The sequence below is a fragment of the Micromonospora sp. NBRC 110037 genome (genome assembly GCF_001652995.1).
Lineage (GTDB): Bacteria > Actinomycetota > Actinomycetes > Mycobacteriales > Micromonosporaceae > Micromonospora > Micromonospora chalcea.
Window position 1 is genome coordinate 552101 of sequence record NZ_BBVA01000002.1, and the last position, 22775, is coordinate 574875.

The following is a 22775-nucleotide window of genomic DNA, read 5'->3' on the forward strand; positions in this document are numbered from 1 at the left end:
GTGGCGGGCGTGTGTCGGCGGGACTGTCCGGCGTGGCGGGCGCCTGAGCAGGCACGACGACCGGAATCAGGAACAGGTGTGGGTTTCGTGAGCCGAACGGCCGCGTCTGCACCCACCTGTGCACGAAGCCGGCCCGCCGGCGGTGGTGTGGTCAACGAATCGGCAGATTCCGATCGATAGCAAGCTCTGGGCGGGTGGGTCATGGCGGACGAAGACAAGCTCCTCGAACACCTGAAGTGGGTGACCTCCGAGCTCCGCCTGGCGCGTCGGCGCCTGACCGAGCTGGAGGACGAGGACGCCGAGCCGATCGCGATCGTCGGCATGGCCTGCCGTTTCCCCGGTGGCGTCGCCTCACCTGAAGACCTCTGGGACGTCGTCGCCGGCGGGGTGGACGCCACCGGCGCGTTCCCCGACGACCGGGGCTGGGACCTCGACCGGCTCTACGACCCCGACCCCGACCACCCCGGCACCACGTACAGCAACCGGGGTGGCTTCCTGCGCGACGCGGGTCTGTTCGACCCAACCCTGTTCGGGATCTCGCCGCGCGAGGCGCTGGCCATGGACCCGCAGCAGCGCCTCCTGCTCGAGGTGACCTGGGAGGTCTTCGAGCGGGCCGGCATCGACGCCGCGTCGGTGCGGGGCAGCCGTACCGGGGTGTTCGTCGGCACCGCGGGGCAGGACTACACGTCCGTGCTGCGGCAACTGCCCGAGGGCACGGAGGGCTACGTCCTCACCGGCACCGCCGCGAGCGTCATGTCCGGCCGGCTGGCGTACTCCTTCGGGCTGGAGGGGCCGGCCGTCACCATCGACACCGCCTGCTCCTCGTCGCTGGTCGCCCTGCACCTCGCCGGTCAGGCCCTGCGCGACGGTGAGTGCTCCCTCGCCGTGGCCGGCGGCGTCACCGTGCTGGCCACGCCGGGCGCCTTCGTCGAGTTCTCCCGCCAGCGGGGGCTCGCCTCCGACGGGCGGTGCAAGGCGTTCTCCGCCGACGCCGACGGGACCGGCTGGTCCGAGGGCGTCGCCATGTTGCTCGTCGAGAAGCTCTCCGACGCCCGGCGCAACGGGCACCCCGTCCTGGCGGTGATCCGGGGCAGCGCCGTCAACCAGGACGGCGCCAGCAGTGGGCTGACCGCCCCCAACGGCCCCGCGCAGCAGCGGGTGATCCGGCAGGCGCTGGAGAACGCCCGGCTCAGTCCGTCCGACGTGGACGCCGTCGAGGCGCACGGCACGGGCACCCGGCTCGGCGACCCGATCGAGGCGCAGGCGCTGCTGGCCACGTACGGGCAGGGCCGCACCGCCGACCGCCCGCTGTGGCTGGGCTCGCTGAAGTCGAACATCGGCCACCCGCAGGCCGCGGCCGGCGCCGGCGGCGTCATCAAGATGGTGATGGCGATGCGGCACGGCGTGCTGCCGCCCACCCTGCACGTGGACCGGCCCTCACCGCACGTCGACTGGTCGACCGGCGCCGTGGCCCTGCTCGACGAGGCGCGCCCGTGGGCCGGCGGCGAGCACGTCCGCAGGGCGGGCGTGTCGTCCTTCGGCATGAGCGGCACGAACGCCCACCTGATCCTGGAGCAGGCGCCGGCCCCCGACCCGGCCGGCGACCACGCCACCCCGTCCCGCCGTCCCGCCGTCGTGCCCATGCTGCTCTCCGCCGCGCAGCCGGCCGCGCTCGCCGCGCAGGCGGACCGGCTGGCCCGTTGGCTCAGCGACGACGAGGAGCCGCGCCCGCTCGATGTGGCCTGGTCGTCGGTGGTGTCCCGCTCGACGCTCGACCGGCGTGCGGTGGTGGTCGCCGGGGACCGTGGGGGCCTGCTGGCGGGCCTGGAGTCCCTGGCGGCGGGCGCGCCGTCGGGCACCGTGGTCACGGGCCAGGCCGGGGACCGCGGTCCGCTGGCGGTGCTCTTCTCCGGCCAGGGCGCGCAGCGCGCCGGCATGGGCCGCGAGCTGTACGCCGAGTTCCCCGTCTTCGCCGCCGCCCTCGACGAGGCGTGCGGGCATCTCGACCGGGTGCTGCCGCGCCCGCTCAAGGAGGTGCTGTTCGCGCCGGAGGGCTCCGCCGAGGCGGAGCTGCTGGACCAGACCGCGTTCACCCAGGCCGGGCTCTTCGCCGTCGAGGTGGCGCTGTTCCGCCTCGTGGAGTCGTTCGGCGTGGTGCCGGACTTCGTGGGCGGGCACTCGATCGGTGAGATCGCCGCCGCGCACGTGGCCGGGGTGCTGTCCCTCCAGGACGCCTGCCTGCTGGTGGCGGCGCGGGGCCGGCTCATGCAGTCGCTGCCCGACGGCGGCGGCATGCTCGCCGTGGCCGCCGACGAGGCGGCCGTGACGGAGTCGATCGCCGGGCTGACCGACCGGGTCGGCGTCGCGGCCGTCAACGGCCCGACCTCCGTCGTGGTCTCCGGCGCCGTCGACGCCCTCGACGAGGTGGAGCGCGTCTGGCGCGACCGGGGTGTGCGTACCCGCCGGTTGGCCGTCAGTCACGCGTTCCACAGCCCGCTGATGGAGCCGGTGCTGGAGCGCTTCCGCGGCATCGTCGAGCGGCTGGACCTCGCCGCCCCCACGCTGCCGATCGTGTCGAACCTGACCGGTGCGCTCGCCGACGCCGACGAGATCCGCACCGCCGACTACTGGGTACGGCACGTCCGCGAGGCGGTCCGCTACGCCGACGGGTTCGCCGCGCTGCGCGCCGCCGGGGTCGACACCTTCCTGGAGGTCGGCCCGCAGAGCGTACTGACCGCGATGACGACCGACGTGCTGCCCGACGACGACGTGCTCGCCGTCGCAGCCCAGCGCCGGGACCGGCCCGAGGCGCAGGCGCTGCTGCACGCCCTCGCCGAGCTGCACGTGCACGGGTTGCCGGTGTCCTGGCGGGAGTGGTTCGCCGACACCGGCGCCGCCCGGGTGGACCTGCCCACGTACGCCTTCCAGCGGGAGCGGTTCTGGCCCGAGGTGCTGCCGTGGCGGGTCGGCGACGTGTCGGGCGCCGGCCTCGGCGTCGCGGGGCACCCGCTGCTCGGCGCGGCGGTGCGGCTCGCCGGCGACGACGAGGTGGTGCTGACCGGCCGGCTGTCGACGTCGACGCACCCGTGGCTGGCCGACCACGTGGTCGGCGGCAACGTGGTGGTGCCGGGCACCGCCCTGGTGGAGCTGGCGGTCCGCGCCGGCGACGAGGTGGGCGCGTCGCGGGTACGGGAGCTGACCGTGGCGGCGCCGCTGGTGCTGCCCGACTCCGGGGCGGTACGCGTGCAGGTGCGCGTCGGCGCTGCCGACGACGCCGCCGTCCGGACGGTGTCCGTGTACTCCCAGCCCGAGGAGGACGACGACACCGACTGGGTGCGGCACGCCGACGGCCTGCTCGAACCGGTGTCGGCCGACGAGCCGGGGCTCGGCGAGTGGCCGCCGGCGGGCGCGACCGAGGTGGACCTGACCGGCTGGTATCCGGCGCTGGCCGAGCACGGCCTGTCGTACGGGCCGGTGTTCCAGGGCGTACGGCGGGCCTGGACGGCCGACGGTGGGGCGTACGCCGAGGTGACGCTGCCGGACGGGGCGGCCGGCGAGGCGAGCGCGTTCGGGGTGCACCCGGCGCTGCTGGACGCCGCGCTGCACCCGGTGGCGCTGCTGCTCGAGGCCGAGGCCACGGGCGGGCCGCGCGTGCCGTTCGCGTTCGAGGGCGTGCAGGTGCACGCCTCGGGCGCCCGGACGCTGCGGGTGCGGCTGACCCGGGACGGCTCCGGGGTGCGGCTGGTCGCCTGCGACGGCTCGGGCGCGCCGGTGGTCTCGGTGGACTCGCTGGTGCTGCGGGAGATGACCGCGACGGCGACCCGGGGCGCTGCCGCCCGGTCGCTGTACGAGGTGACCTGGCAGGCCGAGCAGATCGAGAGCGTCGACGACCTTCCGGGGTGGGCGGTGCTGGGCCGGCCGGCACCGGACGCGCTGCCGGAGGTGCCGGTCTTCGCGGACGTGGCGACCCTGGCGGCGGACGGGGCCACGGCCCGGCAGGTGCTGCTGACGGTGCCCGCCGGCGATCCCGGCGTCCCCGTGCCGGAGGCCGTGCGGGCGGCCACCAGCGGTGTGCTGGACGTGCTGCGGTCCTGGCTCGCCGCCGAGCCGCTGGCCGACACGAAGCTCGTGGTGGTGACCCGGGGCGCGGTGGCCAGCGGGGACGACGACCAGGTCACCGACCTCGCCGCCGCCGCCGTCTGGGGCCTGCTGCGCTCGGCGCAGTCGGAGCACCCGGGGCGGATCGTCGTCGCCGACGTCGAGGGCGAACTGACCCCCGCGACCCTCGCCGTGCTGGCCGGGGCCGCCGTCGACCCGTCGGTCTCCGGCGGCCAGCTCGCGGTGCGCGGCGAGCGCACCCTCGTGCCGAGGCTGGCGCGGCCGGTGGGCGACGAACTGACCCCGCCGCCCGGCCCGTGGCACCTCGCCCCCGTCACCGGCGGCACCCTGGACGGGATCGCGCCGGTGCCGGCCACGCCCGCGGAGCTGGGCGAGGGCCAGGTGCGCATCGCCGTGCGCGCGGCCGGCGTGAACTTCCGCGACGTGCTGATCGGCCTGGGCATGTACCCGGATCCGGCGGCCGTGATGGGCAGCGAGGGCGCGGGCGTCGTGGTCCAGGTCGGCCCCGGCGTGACCGACCTGGCGCCCGGCGACCGGGTGATGGGCATGTTCGAACTCGGGTTCAGCCCGCAGGCCGTCGCCCATCGCCGGCGCATCGCCAAGATTCCCGCCGGCTGGTCCTTCACCCAGGCGGCGTCCGTCCCCCTGGTCTTCCTGACGGCGTACTACGCGCTGCGGGACCTCGCCGGGCTGCGGTCCGGCGAGTCGGTGCTGATCCACAACGGCGCCGGTGGCGTCGGGATGGCCGCCATCCAGCTCGCCCACCACCTCGGCGCCACCGTCCACGCGACGGCGAGCCCCGGCAAGTGGGGTGTGCTGCGGGGCCTGGGGGTGGCCGGGGAGCGGATCGCGTCGTCGCGGACCACCGAGTTCGAGCAGGTCTTCGGCGCGGCCACCGGCGGTGCCGGGGTGGACGTGGTGCTCGACGCGTTGGCCGGTGAGTTCGTGGACGCGTCGCTGCGGCTGCTGCCGCGCGGTGGCCGGTTCGTGGAGATGGGCAAGGCCGACGTACGCGACCCGGAGGCGGTCGCCGCCGACCACCCGGGCGTGGCGTACCGCGCGTTCGACCTGAACGAGGCGGGCAGCACCCGCATCGGCGAGATGCTCACCGAGATCCTCGACCTCTTCGCGCGGGGCGCGCTGCGTCCGCTGCCCGTACGGGTGTGGGACGTGCGTCAGGCCCGGCAGGCGCTGCGGCACGTCAGCCAGGCCCGCCACGTCGGCAAGGTGGTGCTGCGCATCCCCGCGCCCGCCGACCCCGACGGCACCGTGCTGCTCACCGGCGCGGCCGGAACCCTGGCCGGCGTACTCGCGCGGCACCTCGTCGCCACCGGCCAGGCCCGCCGCCTGCTGCTGGCCTCCCGCCGCGCACCCGGCCGGGACGACGCGTACGCCACCCTGGTCCGGGAACTGACCGACGCGGGCGCCGACGTCACCGCCGTGGCCGTCGACGTCAGCGACCCCGCGCAGGTCACCGAGCTGGTCGCCGGGATCGACCCGGCGTACCCGCTGACCGCCGTGGTGCACACCGCCGGGGTGATCGCCGACGCGACCATCGGTTCGCTGGACGAGTCCGCCCTGCGTACGGTGCTGGCGCCGAAGGTGGACGCCGGGTGGGCGTTGCACGAGGCGACCGCGCACCTGGACCTGTCGGCGTTCGTGCTGTTCTCGTCGGTGGCGGCCACCCTCGGCTCGCCGGGGCAGGGCAACTACGCGGCGGCGAACGCGTTCCTCGACGCCCTCGCCCGGCACCGGCGTGAGCAGGGGCTGCCCGCCACCAGCCTCGCCTGGGGCATGTGGGCCACCGACAGCACGATGACCGCCCACCTCGACGGCGACGACCAGCAGCGGCTGCGGCGCGTCGGGATGAGCCGGCTCTCCCCGGCCGAGGGCGTCGAACTCTTCGACGCCGCCCTGCCGGCGGCCCGGCCGGTGCTCGTCGCGGCCCGCCTCCACGTCACCGGCGAGGCGAGCGGCGTACCGCCGCTGATGCGGCACCTGCTGCGCGGCGGCGGCCGGCGCCGCACCGCCACCGATCGGCCGAGTGCCGGGGCGTCGTGGCGGGAGCGGCTCGACGGCCTGTCCGAGGCGGACGCCCGGCGGGCGCTCGTCGACCTGGTCTGCGGCCAGGCCGCCACGGTGCTGGGGCACGCCTCGGCACAGGCGGTCCCCGCCGCCCGCGCCTTCAAGGACCTGGGCTTCGACTCGCTGACCTCGGTGGAACTGCGCAACCGCCTCGGTGCGGCCACCGGGCTGCGGCTGACCGCCACGCTGGCCTTCGACCATCCCACCCCGGCCCGGCTGGCCGAGCACCTGTTCGCGCAGCTCGGCCCGGCCACGGGAGCCGGCGCCACCGTCCGTACGGTCGTCACCGCCGACGCCGACGAGCCGATCGCCATCATCGGCATGGCCTGCCGCTACCCCGGCGGCGTCGCCACCCCCGAGCAGCTGTGGCAGCTCGTCACCTCCGGGGCCGACGCCATCGGCGAGTTCCCGGCGGACCGCGGCTGGGACCTCGACCGGCTGTACGGCACGGACGGCGACCAGGCCGGCGGCACCGTCACCCACCAGGGCGGCTTCCTCTACGACGCGGCCGACTTCGACGCCGGCTTCTTCAACATCAGCCCCCGTGAGGCCCTCGCCATGGACCCGCAGCAGCGGCTGCTGCTGGAGACCGCCTGGGAGAGCTTCGAGTACGCCCGCATCGACCCCGCCACCCTCAGCGGCACCGCCACCGGCGTCTTCGTCGGCGCCGCCTCATCCGGCTACGCCACCAGCGGACGCGACGACCTGGACGGCCTCGAGGGGCACCTGCTGACCGGCACGGCGGGCAGCGTCGCCTCCGGGCGGGTCGCCTACATGTTCGGCCTCGAAGGCCCGGCGGTCACCGTCGACACCGCCTGCTCCTCGTCGCTGGTGGCGCTGCACCTCGCCGCCCAGGCGCTGCGCGGCGGCGAGTGCGACATGGCCCTGGCCGGCGGGGTGGCGCTGATGGCGCAGCCCGGCATGTTCTCCGAGTTCTCCCGGCAGGGCGGCCTCGCCCCGGACGGGCGGTGCAAGGCGTTCGCCGCCGGCGCGGACGGCACCGGCTGGTCCGAGGGCGTCGGCATGCTGCTCGTGGAGCGCCTCTCCGACGCCCGGCGCAACGGGCACCGGGTGCTCGCCGTGCTGCGCGGCTCCGCCGTGAACCAGGACGGCGCGTCCAACGGGCTGACCGCGCCGAACGGCCCGTCGCAGCAGCGGGTCATCCGCCAGGCCCTGGAGAACGCGCGGCTCGCCCCGGCCGACGTGGACGCGGTCGAGGCGCACGGCACCGGCACCGTCCTCGGCGACCCGATCGAGGCGCAGGCGGTCCTGGCCACCTACGGCCAGGACCGTGCCGCCGGCGAGCCGCTCTGGCTCGGCTCGATCAAGTCGAACATCGGCCACTCCCAGGCAGCGGCCGGGGTGGCCGGCGTGATCAAGATGGTGCTGGCGATGCGGCACGGCGTGCTGCCGCCGACCCTGCACGTGGACGAGCCCTCGCCCCACGTCGACTGGAGTGCCGGAGCCGTCGCCCTGCTCACCGAGGCCCGGCCGTGGCCCGCCGTCGACCGGCCCCGCCGGGCCGCCGTGTCGTCGTTCGGCATCAGCGGCACCAACGCGCACACCGTCATCGAGCAGGCACCCGGCGAGCCGGCCCCGACGCCCGTGCCGGCGGGGCACGTTCCCGGCCTGGTCGGGCCCGCCGCCGTACCCCTGCCGGTCTCCGGCAGAAGCCCCCGCGCGCTCCGGGCACAGGCTGCCCGCCTCGGCGAACGGCTCGCCGGCGACGCCGACCTCGACCCGCGGGACCTCGGCTTCTCCCTGGCCACCCAGCGGGCGCACCACCCGTACCGCGCGGTCGTCGTGGCCACCGGCCGGGACGACGCGCTCGCCCGGCTGGCCGCCCTCGCCGACGGCGACACCTCCCCGGCGGGCGCGGACGCCGCGTCGAAGGTCGTCTTCGTCTTCCCCGGCCAGGGCTCCCAGTGGACTTCGATGGCGCTGGACCTGATGGAGACCTCGCCGGTCTTCCGGCAGCGGATGGACGAGTGCGCCGAGGAGCTGTCCCGGCTGGTCGACTGGAACCTGGGGGACGTGCTGCGGCAGGCGCCCGGCGCGCCGCCCCTGGACCGGGTGGACGTGGTCCAGCCCGCGCTCTTCTCCGTCATGGTGTCCCTCGCGCATCTCTGGCGCGCGTGCGGCGTCGAACCGGCCGCCGTCATCGGGCATTCGCAGGGGGAACTCGCCGCGGCCTGCGTCGCCGGCGCGTTGACCCTCGCCGAAGCCGCGCGGCTCGTCGTGGCGCGCAGCCACGGCCTGCTGTCGATCGCGGGTCGCGGCGGCATGGTCTCCGTGCCGCTCCCGGCCGCCGACACCGAGCGGCTCATCGCGCCGTGGCGGGGCAGCCTCTCCGTCGCCGCCCTCAACGGCGCCGCCGTGACAGTGGTCGCCGGCGACTCGGCGTCGGTCGCCGAACTGCTCGCGCACTGTGCCGAGCGCGACGTCCGCGCCCGGCAGATCGCCGTCGACTTCGCGGCGCACAGCGGCCACGTCGACCCGATCCGCGACGAGGTGATCGCCCGGTTCGGCACCGTGGACCCCCGCTCCAGCACCGTGCCCTTCCACTCCACAGTCACCGGCGAGCCGATCGACACCGCCGGGCTCGACGCCGACTACTGGTACCGCAACCTGCGGGAGCCGGTCCGGCTCGCGCCGGTCGTGGACCAGCTGATCGAGCGGGGCTTCCGGACGTTCGTCGAGGTCAGCCCGCACCCCGTACTCAAGATCGCCGTGCAGGACGCGCTCGACCGGAAGGCCGACGGCGGCGTGGTGGTGGGCTCGCTGCGCCGCGACGGGCACGGGCCGCGTCAGCTACTGGCCAACCTCGGCGAGCTGCACGTCGCCGGCGTGCCCGTCGACTGGTCGCGCGTCTTCGCCGGCTCCGGCGCCACCCCTGTCGACCTGCCCACGTACGCCTTCCAGCGGGACCGGTTCTGGCCGGTGCTCGACCGCTCCGCCACCGGCGACGTGTCGGGCGCGGGGCTGGGCGCGGCCGGGCACGGGCTGCTCGGCGCGGCGGTGCGCCTCGCCGGCGACGACGAGGTCGTGCTGACCGGCCGGCTGTCGGCGTCCACGCACCCGTGGCTCGCCGACCACGTGGTCGGCGGCGCCGTGGTGCTGCCGGGCACGGCCCTCGTCGAGCTCGCGGTGCGCGCCGGCGACGAGGTCGGCGCCTCCCGGGTGCGGGAACTGACCGTCGCCGCGCCGCTGGTGCTGCCGAACCCGGGCGCGATCCGCGTGCAGGTGCGCGTCGGCGCTGCCGACGGCTCCGGAACCCGGAGCGTGGCGGTGCACTCGCAGCCCGACGGCGACCCCGAGGACCCCTGGACGCGGCACGCCGACGGTCTGCTGGAGCAGGCCACCGACGAGCCGGCGCTGGGCTCCTGGCCGCCGGCCGGAGGCACCGAGGTGGACCTCGCCGGCTGGTACCCGGCGCTCGCGGAGCGCGGCCTGGCCTACGGACCGGCGTTCCGGGGCCTGCGGCGGCTGTGGACCGCCGGCGACGAGGCGTACGCCGAGGTGACCCTGCCGGACGAGGCGGCCGGCGACGCCGACGCCTTCGCCGTGCACCCGGCGCTGCTGGACGCCGCCCTGCACCCCGTCGGGCTGCTGCTGGCCGAGCGCTCCGGCGGACCGCGTGTGCCGTTCGCGTTCGAGGGCGTGCAGGTGCACGCCTCCGGCGCCCGGACGCTGCGGGTGCGGCTGACCCGGGCGGGCTCGCGCGTGCGGCTGGTGGCCGGGGACGAGTCCGGCGTGCCCGTGGTGTCGGTCGAGTCGCTCGCCCTGCGGGAGATGACCGACGCCACCGGTGCGGAGGCCGCGGAGCGGTCGATGTTCGAGGTGACGTGGCAGGCCGAGACGGCCACCCCGGCGCGGGACGTCTCCGGCTGGGTGCTGCTCGGCGACGGACCCGCCCCGGCGGACCTCGTCACGCCGGTGTTCCCGACCGTCGGCGAGCTGACCGCGGCGGTCTCGGCCGGTACGGTCGAGGCGCCCCGCGCGCTCGTGGTCCCCGTGCCCGCCGGCACCCCGGACGGCGACCTGCCCGACGAAGTCCGTACGGCCACCGCCCGCGTCCTGGCCGTGCTGCACTCCTGGCTGGACAGTGAGGCGCTGGCCGACACCACGCTCGTCGTGCTGACCCGGGCGGCGGTGGCCGCCACCCCGGCGGACGCGGTGCGGGACCTGCCCGGCGCGGCGGTCTGGGGTCTGCTGCGCTCGGCCCAGTCCGAGCACCCGGGGCGGATCGTCCTCGCCGACGTCGACGGGGACCTCACCCCGGCCACCCTCGCCGTGCTCGCCGCCGTCGCCGAGAACCCCTCGCCGACCGGCGGCCAGGTGGCCGTACGCGGCAACGAGGTGCGCACGCCCCGCCTGGGCCGGCCCGCCGGCCAGGCCGCCGACGAACTCGTCCCGCCGGACGGACTGTGGCGGGTCGGGGCGGTCAGCCCCGGCACCCTCGACGGCGTCGGCATGGTGCCCGCCGCCACCGCCGCCCTGGACACGGGCCAGGTGCGCATCGCGGTGCGCGCGGCCGGCGTGAACTTCCGCGACGTGCTGATCGGCCTGGGCATGTACCCGGATCCGGCGGCCGTGATGGGCAGCGAGGGCGCGGGCGTCGTGGTCGAGGTCGGCCCCGGCGTGACCGACCTGGCCCCCGGCGACCGCGTGCTCGGCATGTTCGAGCCGGCCTTCGCCCCCGAGGTGATCGCCACCCGCGACCTCGTGGCGAAGATCCCCGCCGGCTGGTCGTTCGCGCAGGCCGCCTCCGTGCCGGTGGTGTTCCTGACGGCGTACTACGCGCTGCGGGACCTCGCCGGGCTGCGGTCCGGCGAGTCGGTGCTGATCCACAACGGCGCCGGTGGCGTCGGCATGGCCGCCATCCAGCTCGCCCGGCACTGGGGCGCGACGGTCCACGCCACCGCCAGCCCCGGCAAGTGGGGCGTGCTGCGGGAACTCGGGGTGGCCGAGGAGCGGATCGCGTCGTCGCGGACCACCGAGTTCGAGCAGACCTTCGGCGCGGCCACCGGAGGTGCCGGCGTCGACGTGGTGCTCGACGCCCTCGCCGGTGAGTTCGTGGACGCGTCGCTGCGGCTGCTGCCGCGCGGTGGCCGGTTCGTGGAGATGGGCAAGGCCGACGTACGCGACCCGGAGGCCGTCGCCGCCGACCACCCGGGCGTCACCTACCGCGCGTTCGACCTCAACGAGGCCGGGCACCGGCGCATCGGGGAGATGCTCACCGAGCTGCTCGACCTGTTCGCACGCGGCGCGCTGCGCCCGCTGCCGCTACGGGCGTGGGACGTGCGCCAGGCCCGGCAGGCGCTGCGCCACATCAGCCAGGCCCGGCACATCGGCAAGGTCGTCCTGCGGGTGCCCGCCCCCGCCGACCCGGACGGCACCGTGCTCGTCACCGGCGCCGGCGGCGCCCTCGCCGGCGTGTTCGCCCGGCACCTCGTCGCCACCGGCCAGGCCCGGCACCTGCTGCTGGCCTCCCGCCGTGGCCCCGAGCACTACCGGGAGCTGGTCGACGAGCTGACCCGCGCGGGCGCCCGGGTCACCGCCGGCACCGCCGACGTGACCGACCCCGTGCAGGTGACCCGGCTGCTGGAACTGGTGGACCCGGCGCACCCACTGACCGCCGTGGTGCACACCGCCGGGGTGATCGCCGACGCGACCATCGGTTCGCTGGACGAGTCCGCCCTGCGTACGGTGCTGGCGCCGAAGGTGGACGCCGGGTGGGCGTTGCACGAGGCGACCGCGCACCTGGACCTGTCGGCGTTCGTGCTGTTCTCGTCGGTGGCGGCCACTCTCGGTTCGCCGGGGCAGGGCAACTACGCGGCGGCGAACGCGTTCCTCGACGCCCTCGCCCGGCACCGGCGTGAGCAGGGGCTGCCCGCCACCAGCCTCGCCTGGGGGCTGTGGGCGACCAGCAGCGCCATGACCGCTCACCTGGGCGGCAACGAGCACCGCAAGGCGATCCGCGCCACCAGCGCCCCGTTGACCGACCGGCAGGGCGTGGCGCTGTACGAGCTGGCGCGACAACGCGGTGCGGCGCACCTCGTCCTCATGAACCTGCCGCCGGCGTCGCGGGCGACCGGCCAGAACGTGCCCAGCCTGCTGCGGGACGTGGTCCGTGCGGGAGGCCCGGCCCGGCGCGCGGTGGGTCGCGGCCTCGCGGACACCGCCTCCGTACGCGACCGGCTGGCGACGCTCGGCCCGGCGGAGCGGCGCTCCCACCTGCTCGACCTGGTGGCCGCCGGCGTGGCGGCAGTGCTCGGGCACCGCTCGGCGGAGACCGTCGACGCCCAGCGCGCCTTCAAGGAGCTGGGCTTCGACTCGCTCACCTCGGTGGAGCTGCGCAACCGGCTCTCCGCCGCCACCGGCCTGCGGCTGCCCGCCACCGTGGCGTTCGACTACCCGAGCCCGGTGGTGCTCGCCGAGTTCCTGGACCGGGAGCTCGGCGGCGCGGCAGTCGTGGACCGGCCCGCCGCGGTCGGCACCGCCGCCGCCCTCGACGAACCGATCGCCATCATCGGCATGGCCTGCCGGTTCCCCGGCGACGTGCAGACCCCCGAGCAGCTCTGGGACGTGGTCACCGCCGGCGCCGACGTCATCTCGCCCTTCCCCACCGACCGGGGCTGGAACCTCGACGACCTGCGCGCCGGCGGCCAGGACCCGGACGCCGTACCACGGCAGGGTGGCTTCCTCCACGACGCCGCCCAGTTCGACGCCGCCTTCTTCGGGATCTCGCCCCGCGAGGCCCTGGCGATGGACCCACAGCAGCGGCTGCTGCTGGAGACCTCCTGGGAGGCCTTCGAGCGGGCCGGGATCGACCCCCACTCGGCGCGGGGCAGCAGCACCGGCGTCTACGTCGGCCTGATCTACCACGACTACGCCTCCCAGGCCGCCGGCGGCACCGACGAACTGGACGGCCACGTCGGCAACGGCAGCGCCGGCAGCGTCGCCTCCGGCCGCATCTCGTACCTGTTCGGCCTGGAGGGCCCTGCCGTCACCGTCGACACCGCCTGCTCGTCGTCGCTGGTGGCGCTGCACCTGGCCACCCAGGCGCTGCGGCAGGACGAGTGCCGCCTCGCCCTCGCCGGCGGGGTGAGCGTCATGTCCACCCCCGGCATGCTCACCGAGTTCTCCCGGCAGCGCGGCCTGTCGCCCGACGGGCGGTGCAAGGCGTTCGGCGCCGGCGCCGACGGCACCGGTTTCGCCGAGGGCGTCGGCATGCTCCTGCTGGAGCGCCTCTCCGACGCGCAGCGCAACGGTCACCGCGTGCTCGCCGTCGTCCGGGGCAGCGCCGTCAACCAGGACGGCGCCAGCAGCGGTCTGACCGCGCCGAACGGCCCCGCACAGCAGCGGGTGATCCGGCAGGCGCTCGCCAACGCCCGGCTCGCCACCACCGATGTGGACGCCGTCGAGGCGCACGGCACCGGCACCGCCCTCGGCGACCCGATCGAGGCGCAGGCGCTGCTGGCCACGTACGGGCAGGGCCGACCGCAGGACCGTCCGCTGTGGCTGGGGTCGGTCAAGTCGAACATCGGCCACGCCCAGGCGGCGGCCGGCGTCGCCGGTGTGATCAAGATGGTGCTGGCGATGCGGCACGGCGTGTTGCCGCCGACCCTGCACGCCGAGAAGCCGTCCCCGCACATCGACTGGACGGCCGGGTCGGTCGCGCTGCTCACCGAGGCCCGGCCGTGGCCCGCCGTCGACCGGCCCCGCCGCGCGGCGGTGTCGTCGTTCGGCATCAGCGGCACCAACGCGCACACCATCGTCGAGCAGGCCCCCGAGCCCGCCCCGGCGCAGGCCGCCCCCGCCACGGGCGTCCCGGGCGACCTCGTCGCCTGCGTCCTGTCGGCCCGCGACGCCGCCGCCCTGCACGAGCAGGCGCGCCGGCTGCGGACCCTGGTCGACGGCGAGCCGGACCTGACCATCGCCGACGTGGGCCGGGCCCTCGCCACCGCCCGCAGCGCCTTCGAGCACCGCGCCGTGCTGCTGCCCGCCGACCGCGCCGGGCTGCTCGCCGCCCTCGGTGCGCTGGCCGACGACGAGCCCTCGGCCGCCGTCGTGCGGGGGATCGCCCGCAGCGGCCGCACCGCCGTCCTCTTCTCCGGCCAGGGCGCGCAGCGCGCCGGTATGGGTCGCGGGTTGTACGGGGCGTTCCCGGTGTTCGCCGCCGCGTTGGACGAGGTGTGTGGTCACCTGGATCCGTTGTTGCCGCGTCCGTTGCGGGAGGTGCTGTTCGCGTCGGAGGGCACGCCCGGGGCGGAGTTGCTGGATCAGACGGTGTTCACCCAGGCGGGGTTGTTCGCGGTCGAGGTGGCGTTGTTCCGCCTGGTGGAGTCGTTCGGTGTGGTGCCGGACCTGGTGGCCGGGCACTCCATCGGCGAGATCGCGGCGGCGCATGTGGCGGGCGTGCTCTCCCTGGCTGACGCGTGTGCGCTGGTCGCCGCGCGGGGCAGGCTCATGCAGGCCCTGCCGGCGGGCGGTGGCATGCTCGCCGTGGCCGCCGACGAGGCCGCGGTGGCCGAGTCGATCGTCCCGTTCGCCGACCGGGTCGGCGTCGCCGCCGTCAACGGGCCCACCGCCGTGGTGGTCTCCGGCGCCGCCGAGGCCCTCGACGAGGTGGAGCGGGCCTGGAAGGACCGGGGTGTGCGTACGCGCCGGCTCACCGTCAGCCACGCGTTCCACAGCCCGCTCATGGAGCCGATGCTGGCCGAGTTCCGGCAGACGCTCGACGGGCTGACGTTCCACTGGCCCGTCCTGCCGATCGTGTCGAACCTGACCGGGCAGGTCGCCGACCCCGACGAGATCGGCACCCCCGACTACTGGGTCCGCCACGTACGCGAGACCGTCCGCTTCGCCGACGGGGTCGCGAGCCTGCGCGAGCGCAACGTCCGTACCTTCCTCGAACTGGGCCCCGACGCGGTGCTCGCCGGCATGGTGGGCGCCTGCCTGCCGGACGACGACGCGGCGGCGGTCGTGGCGACCCTGCGCCCCGGCCGACCGGAGCCGGCGTCGCTGGTCCACGCGCTTGCGGAGCTGTACGCGCACGGCACGCCGGTCACCTGGACCGCCCTCCTGCCGGCCGGAACCCGCCCGGTCGACCTGCCGACGTACCCGTTCCAGCGGCAGCGCTTCTGGCCGGCCGTGGGCCGGCTGCGCGCCGGCGACGTCAGCGGCGCCGGCCTCGGCGTTGCCGAGCACGGTCTGCTCGGCGCGGCCGTGGACCTGGCCGGCGACGACGAGATCGTGCTGACCGGCCGGATCTCCCCGACCACCCACCCCTGGCTGGCCGACCACGTCGTCTCCGGCGTGCCGCTGGTCCCGGGCACGGCCCTCGTGGAGCTTGCCGTCCGCGCCGGCGACGAGGCGGACCTGCCGCGGCTGCGGGACCTGACGGTGCTCGTGCCGCTGGTGCTCCCCGAGTCCGGCGCCGTACGGATCCAGGTGCGGGTGTCCGCGTCGGAGTCGCCGCAGCGTCCCGTCGCCGTCTACTCCCGCCCCGACGACGACCCCGAGGCGGGCTGGACCCGGCACGCGGAGGGCGTGCTGGAACCGGCCACGGCCGACGAACCGCAGCCGACCGCCTGGCCGCCCGTCGGCGCCACCGAGGTGGACCTGACCGGCTGGTACCCGGCGCTCCTCGAACACGGCCTGTCGTACGGGCCGGCGTTCCAGGGGCTGCGCCGGGTGTGGACCGGCGAGGACGACGTCTTCGCCGAGGTGGTCCTGCCGGACGACGCGGCGGCGGAGGCGGCTCGCTTCGGCGTGCACCCGGCGCTGCTGGACGCCGCCCTGCACCCGATCGGGCTGCTGCCCGGCGCCGAGGAGACGGGCGGGCCGCGTGTGCCCTTCGCCTTCGAGGGCGTACAGGTGCACGCCTCCGGCGCGAGGCTGCTGCGGGTGCGGTTGACCCGCAACGGCTCCGCGGTGCGGCTGACCGCCCGCGACGAGGCGGGCGCGCCGGTGGTGTCGGTGGACTCCCTCGTCCTGCGGGAGCTGACCGGGGTGGCCGCCCCGAACGCGGCGTCGCGCTCCCTGTTCGAGGTGGCCTGGCAGGCCGAGGAGGCCGACCCGGTCGACGACGCGTCGGGCTGGGCGGTGCTGGGCGGGCCGGCCCTGCCGGGCGTCCCCGGTGGCCCCTCCGCCGAGACGATCCGGCAGCTGCGCGCCGCCATCGACGCCGGCATCGCCCCGCCGCGCCTGCTGCTCTTCACGCCGGCCGCGTCGCCCGCCGACGACGGCGACCCGGCGGAGGCCGTACGCACTGTCACCGCCGACGTGCTGGGCCTGGTGCAGGAGTGGCTGGCCGTCGACGCGCTGGCCGACTCGAAGCTCGTGGTGGTGACCCGGGGCGCGCTGGCCGTCCGCGACGGGGACCGGGTGAGCGACCTGGCCGCCGCGGCCGTGTGGGGCCTGCTGCGCTCCGCGCAGTCCGAGCACCCCGGTCGCATCGTCCTGGCCGACGTCGACGACGCGATCAACCCCGGCACGCTGGGCGTCCTGGCCCGCTTCGCCGCGGACCCGGCGGGCGGTCAGGTCGCGGTGCGTGCGGGCGCGGTGTTCGTGCCGCGTCTGGTGCGTGCGGTCGCTGCGGCGTTGGTGGAGACGCCGGTTGTGGGTGGCGGTGCGGTGCTGGTGACCGGTGGTACGGGTGCGCTCGGGGCGTTGGTGGCGGAGCATCTGGTGTCGGCGCATGGTGTGCGGTCGCTGGTGCTGGTGTCGCGTCGTGGTCCGGCGGCTGCGGGTGCGGGTGAGTTGTCGGAGCGGTTGTCGGCGCTGGGTGCGTCGGTGCGGGTGGTGGCCTGTGACGTGACCGACCGGGAGCAGGTCGGCGCACTGGTGGCGGAGGTCGTTGCCGGGGGTCGGCTGGCGGGTGTGGTGCATACCGCTGGTGTCCTGGATGACGGGGTGATCGAGCGGGTCACCGAGGAGCGTCTGGCAAGGGTGTTGGCGCCGAAGGTGTCGGCGGGTTGGTTGTTGCACGAGGCGACGGCGTCGCTGGGTCTCGACTTGTTCGTGGTGTTCTCGTCGGTGGCGGGTGTGCTGGGTTCGCCGGGTCAGTCGGCGTACGCGGCGGGTAACGCGTTCCTGGACGGGTTGGCGGTGTGGCGGCGGCAGCTCGGGTTGCCGGCGGTCAGCCTCGCCTGGGGCATGTGGGACACCGCAGGCATGGCCGCCTCGATCGGCGGCAACGACCGGGCCCGTACGGCACGCGCCGGACTCCGACCGATGAACGCCCGCACCGGCCTGGAACTCTTCGACGCCGCCGTGGGGGCACAGCGGGCGGCGCTGGTGCCGGCCGCGATCGACGTACCCGCGCTGCGGGCGGCAGCAGCCGGCGCGGTCGTACCGCCGATGCTGCGCAACCTGGTCGACGTGGCGACGACCCGCCGCCGCGCCGGCCAGGGCGCCCCCGGCGGCTGGGCCGACCGCCTCACCGGCCTCAGCGCAGAGGACGGCCTCGCGCAGGTCGACCAGCTGATCCGGGGCCTGGTCGCGCAGGTCCTCGGGCACGGCGGCGCCGAGGCGGTGCCGGCCGACCGGGCGTTCAAGGACCTGGGCTTCGACTCGCTGACCGCCGTCGAGCTGCGCAACCGGGTGAACGGCGCGACCGGCCTGCGCCTCACCTCGACCCTGGTGTTCGACCACCCGTCCCCGCAGGTCCTGGCGGCCCACGTGTACGCGGAACTCGCCGGCACCCGGCCCGGCACCGTCACGACCGACGAGGCGGCGACCGGCGACGCCGACGAGGCGATCGCGATCGTCGGCATGGCCTGCCGCTACCCCGGCGGAGTGGAGTCTCCCGACGAGCTGTGGAAGCTGGTCAGCACCGGTGGGGAGGGCATCGGGGAGTTCCCGGCCGACCGGGGCTGGGACCTGGAGACGCTGTACGACCCGGACCCCGACCACGCCGGCACCTCGTACACCCGCCACGGCGGTTTCCTGTACGGCGCGGCGGAGTTCGACCCCGGCTTCTTCGGTGTCTCGCCGCGCGAGGCCCTCGCCATGGACCCGCAGCACCGGCTGCTGCTGGAGGCGTCCTGGGAGACGTTCGAGTCGGCGGGCCTGGACCCGTCCGGCCTGCGGGGCAGCCGGACCGGTGTCTTCGCGGGCGTCATCTACCACGACTACTCGACGCGCCTGATGGAGACGCCCGAGGTCGAGGGCTACATCGGCACCGGCAACTCGGGCAGCGTGCTGTCCGGCCGGGTCGCGTACACCTTCGGCCTCGAAGGCCCGGCGGTCACTGTCGACACGGCGTGCTCGTCGTCGCTGGTCGCGCTGCACCTCGCGGTGCAGGCGTTGCGGTCGGGTGAGTGTGATCTGGCGCTCGCCGGTGGTGTGACGGTGATGGCCACGCCCGGCACGTTCGTGGAGTTCTCGCGACAGCGTGGCCTGTCGGCCGACGGCCGGTGCAGGTCGTTCGCGGCGTCGGCCGACGGCACGGGCTGGTCCGAGGGTGTGGGTGTGCTGCTCGTGCAACGGCTCTCCGACGCGCAGCGGGAGGGCCGGCGGATCCTGGCGGTGGTGCGGGGCAGCGCCGTGAACCAGGACGGTGCGTCGAACGGGCTGACGGCGCCGAACGGTCCGTCGCAGCAGCGGGTGATCCGGCAGGCGTTGGCGAACGCGCGGCTCACCACCGCCGAGGTGGATGTGGTGGAGGCGCACGGTACGGGTACGACGCTGGGTGACCCGATCGAGGCGCAGGCTCTGCTGGCGACGTACGGGCAGGAGCGTCCGCAGGATCGGCCGCTGCTGCTCGGGTCGGTGAAGTCGAACATCGGGCATGCGCAGGCGGCTGCGGGTGTGGCTGGTGTGATCAAGATGGTGTTGGCGATGCGGCACGGCGTCGTCCCGGCGACGCTGCATGTGGACGAGGCGTCCCCGCACGTCGATTGGACGGCCGGGGCGGTCGCTCTGGCGACCGAGGCGGTGCCGTGGCCGCGGGTGGGTCGGCCGCGTCGGGCGGGGGTGTCGTCGTTCGGGATTTCCGGCACGAACGCGCACGTGATCATCGAGCAGCCGCCCGCCGAGGTGGTTGAGGGGGAGGTCGTCGTCCGCGAGGTGCCGGTGGTGCCGGTGCTGCTGTCGGCCCGCGACGCCGCGGCACTCGCCGGCCAGGCGGGCCGGTGGGCGCGGTGGCTCGCCGTGGACGAGGCCCCACGCGGCGTGGATGTGGCCTGGTCGTCGGTGGCGTCGCGGTCGGCGTTGGAGCACCGGGCGGTGGTGTCCGGGGCGAGCCGGGACGAGCTGCTGGCGGGTCTCGCGGCAGTGGCGGCCGGCGAGCCGTCGGGGGCCGTCGTGACCGGTTCTGCCGCCGCGCGCGGCCAGTTGGCGCTGTTGTTCTCGGGTCAGGGTGCGCAGCGTGCGGGGATGGGTCGGGAGTTGTCGGCCCTGTTCCCGGTGTTCGCCGTCGCGTTGGACGAGGTGTGTGGGCACCTGGATCCGTTGTTGCCGCGTCCGTTGCGGGAGGTGCTGTTCGCGTCGTCGGGGTCCGCCGAGGCGGAGTTGCTGGATCAGACGGTGTTCACGCAGGCCGGGTTGTTCGCGGTCGAGGTGGCGTTGTTCCGTCTGGTGGAGTCGTTCGGGATCGTTCCCGATGTGGTGGCTGGTCATTCGATCGGTGAGGTGACCGCGGCGCATGTCGCGGGCGTGTTGTCCCTGGCGGATGCGTGTCAGTTGGTGGCGGCGCGGGGCCGGTTGATGCAGGCGCTGCCGACCGGTGGCGGGATGCTGGCCGTGGCGGCCGACGAGGCTGCGGTGGCGGAGTCTCTCGCGGGGCTGACCGGCAGGGTTGGTATCGCGGCGGTTAACGGGCCTGCCGCTGTGGTGGTGTCGGGTGCCGTTGACGCGTTGGATGAGGTGGAGCGGGTTTGGCGGGATCGGGGGGTGCGTACCCGTCGGCTCGCGGTGAGCCACGCGTTCCACAGTCCGTTGATGGAGCCGATGCTCGCTGATTTCCGGGCCGTTCTCGACGGGTTGGAGTTCGCCGCGCCGTTGTTGCCGGTCGTGTCGAACGTGACCGGGGCCCTGGCCGGCGATGAGATCCGTACGCCGGAGTATTGGGTGCGGCACGTGCGCGAGGCGGTGCGCTTCGCCGACGGGATCGCCGCTCTGCGGGCTGCCGGGGTGGACACGTTCCTGGAGGTCGGCCCGCAGAGCGTCCTGACCGCGATGACCGCCGACGTGCTGCCTGATGACGAGGCCGTGCTGGCGGTGGCTGTGCAGCGCCGGGACCGTCCGGAGGTGCAGGCGTTGCTGCACGCGCTGGCGGAGTTGCACGTGCATGGGATGCCGGTGACCTGGGCACAGTGGTTCGCCGAGACCGGCGCGCGGCGGGTGGACCTGCCCACGTACGCCTTCCAGCGGGAGCGGTACTGGCCCGAGCCGGCGAACCGGCCGCGGCAGACGGCGACCGACGGCGGCGACGCCGACTTCTGGAAGGCCGTCGAACGCGGCGACCTGAGCGCCCTCGCCGCCCAGTTCGGCGACGACGGCGCCGCCCTGGACGCCCTCACCCCGGCCCTGCCGGTCCTGTCGACCTGGCACCGGGCGCGCACGCAGCGGGCCGTCCTGGACGCATGGTCGTACCGCGTCGGATGGAAGCGCGCCGACATCACCGCCGGCCCGGCGCGGCCCGGCTCGTGGCTGCTCGTGACGGCCCAGGACGACCTGGCGGACGGCACCCGGGCGGAGGCGGTCACCAAGGCCCTCGCCGAGGTCGGCGCCGACGTGGTCCGGCTCACCGTCGACCCGGCCGGCACCGACCGGGCGGGCCTCGCCCGGCGGCTGGGCGACGCGCTGGCCGACGGTCCCGTCACCGGCGTGCTCTCCCTGCTCGGCCTCCGCGATCAGCCGCACCCCGCCCACCCGGCCGTGCCGGTCGGGACGGCCGCCACGCTGCTGCTGCTCCAGGCGCTGCACGACACCGGGGCGACGACCCGGCTGTGGTGCCTGACGCAGGGCGCGGTCAGCACCGGCGACGGGGACACCGTGCACGCTGCCGTCCAGAGCGGGCTCTGGGGCCTGGGGCTCGTGGCGGGCCTGGAACACCCCCACCTGTGGGGCGGGCTGGTGGATCTGCCCGAGCAGGCCGACGCGACGGCCTGGGACCGGCTGGCGCGGGTGGTGACCGGCGCCGGCGACGAGGACCAGCTTGCCGTACGCCCCTCCGGGGTGTTCGTCCGTCGCCTGGTCCGCTCGGCGCCCGCCGCCCCCGACACGGCGCAGCGGTGGCGGCCGTCCGGCGCCGTGCTCGTCACCGGCGGCACGGGCGCGCTGGGCGCGCACGTGGCCCGCTGGGCGGCGGCCAACGGGGCGGAGCACGTCGTGCTGACCAGCCGCCGCGGCGGGGACGCCCCGGGGGCCGTGGAGCTGCGCGAGGAGCTGACCGCCCAGGGCGTACGGGCGTCGGTCGTCGCCTGCGACGTCGCCGAGCGCGACCAGGTGGCGGAGCTGCTGGCCCGCCTCGACGAGGATCCGGCGCCGCTGACGGCCGTGGTGCACGCGGCGGGCGCCGGCGAGTCCGGGCTGATCGCCGACACCGACCTGGCCGCGTTCGCGGGCGTGCTCGACGGCAAGGTGGCCGGCGCGCTGCACCTGGACGCCCTGCTCGGCGACCGGCCGCTGGACGCGTTCGTGCTCTTCTCCTCCATCGCCGGGGTGTGGGGCAGCGGCGGGCAGTCCGCGTACGCCGCCGGCAACGCCTTCCTCGACGCGCTCGCCGAGCAGCGGCGCGGCCGGGGCCTGGCGGCGACGTCCGTGGCCTGGGGACCGTGGGCCGACGGCGGCATGGCCACCGGCGAAGCCCAGCAGATGCTGGCCCGGCGCGGCCTGACCGCCATGGCGCCGGCCGACGCCGTGCACGCCATGCGGTACGCCGCCGGCCTGCCCAGGGCGGCGCTGACCGTGGTGGACGTCGACTGGGCGGTCTTCGCCCCGGCGTACGCCTCGGCCCGCCCCCGGCCGCTGCTCGACGACATCGCCGAGGCCCGGGAGGCGCTGCACGCCCACGCCGTGGAGCAGCAGCCCGGCGGTGCCGCCGACGCCCTGCGGGAGCACCTGCTCACCCTGCCCCGCCCCGAGCGGGTCCGGCACCTGGTCGACCTGGTCCGCACCCACGCCTCGGCCGTGCTCGGCCACGCGGGAACGGACCGGGTCAAGCCGCAGCGGGCGTTCAAGGAGCTCGGATTCGACTCGCTGACGGCGGTCGAGCTGCGCAACCGACTGACCGGCGTCACCGGCCTGTCGCTGCCCGCGACCCTCGTCTTCGACTACCCGAACCCGGCCGTGCTCGCCGAGAACCTGCTCGACGGTCTGCTGCCCGAGGCGGCGCAGGCGGACGACGGCGACCCGGCGGAGGCGGCCGTCCGGCAGACGCTCGCGGCGATCCCGCTGGCCCGCCTCCGTGAGGCCGGGCTGCTGGACCTGCTGCTCAACCTCGCCGACACCGACGGCGACGACGGTGACGAGTCCACCGACGAGGACCTGGACCTCGACGACCTCGACACCGACGCCCTCGTCAGGCTGGCGCTTGACGGAACCGATTCCTGACCGTT

Annotated in this window: 1 protein-coding gene; it reads left to right on the forward strand. The window is 75.7% G+C overall.

The features are described from left to right. Nucleotides 1-201 precede the first annotated feature (201 nt). Nucleotides 202-22770, forward strand: a complete 22569-nt coding sequence (locus tag A4R25_RS02320) for a type I polyketide synthase (RefSeq protein WP_064445424.1) — start codon at nucleotides 202-204, stop codon at nucleotides 22768-22770. Nucleotides 22771-22775 lie beyond the last annotated feature (5 nt).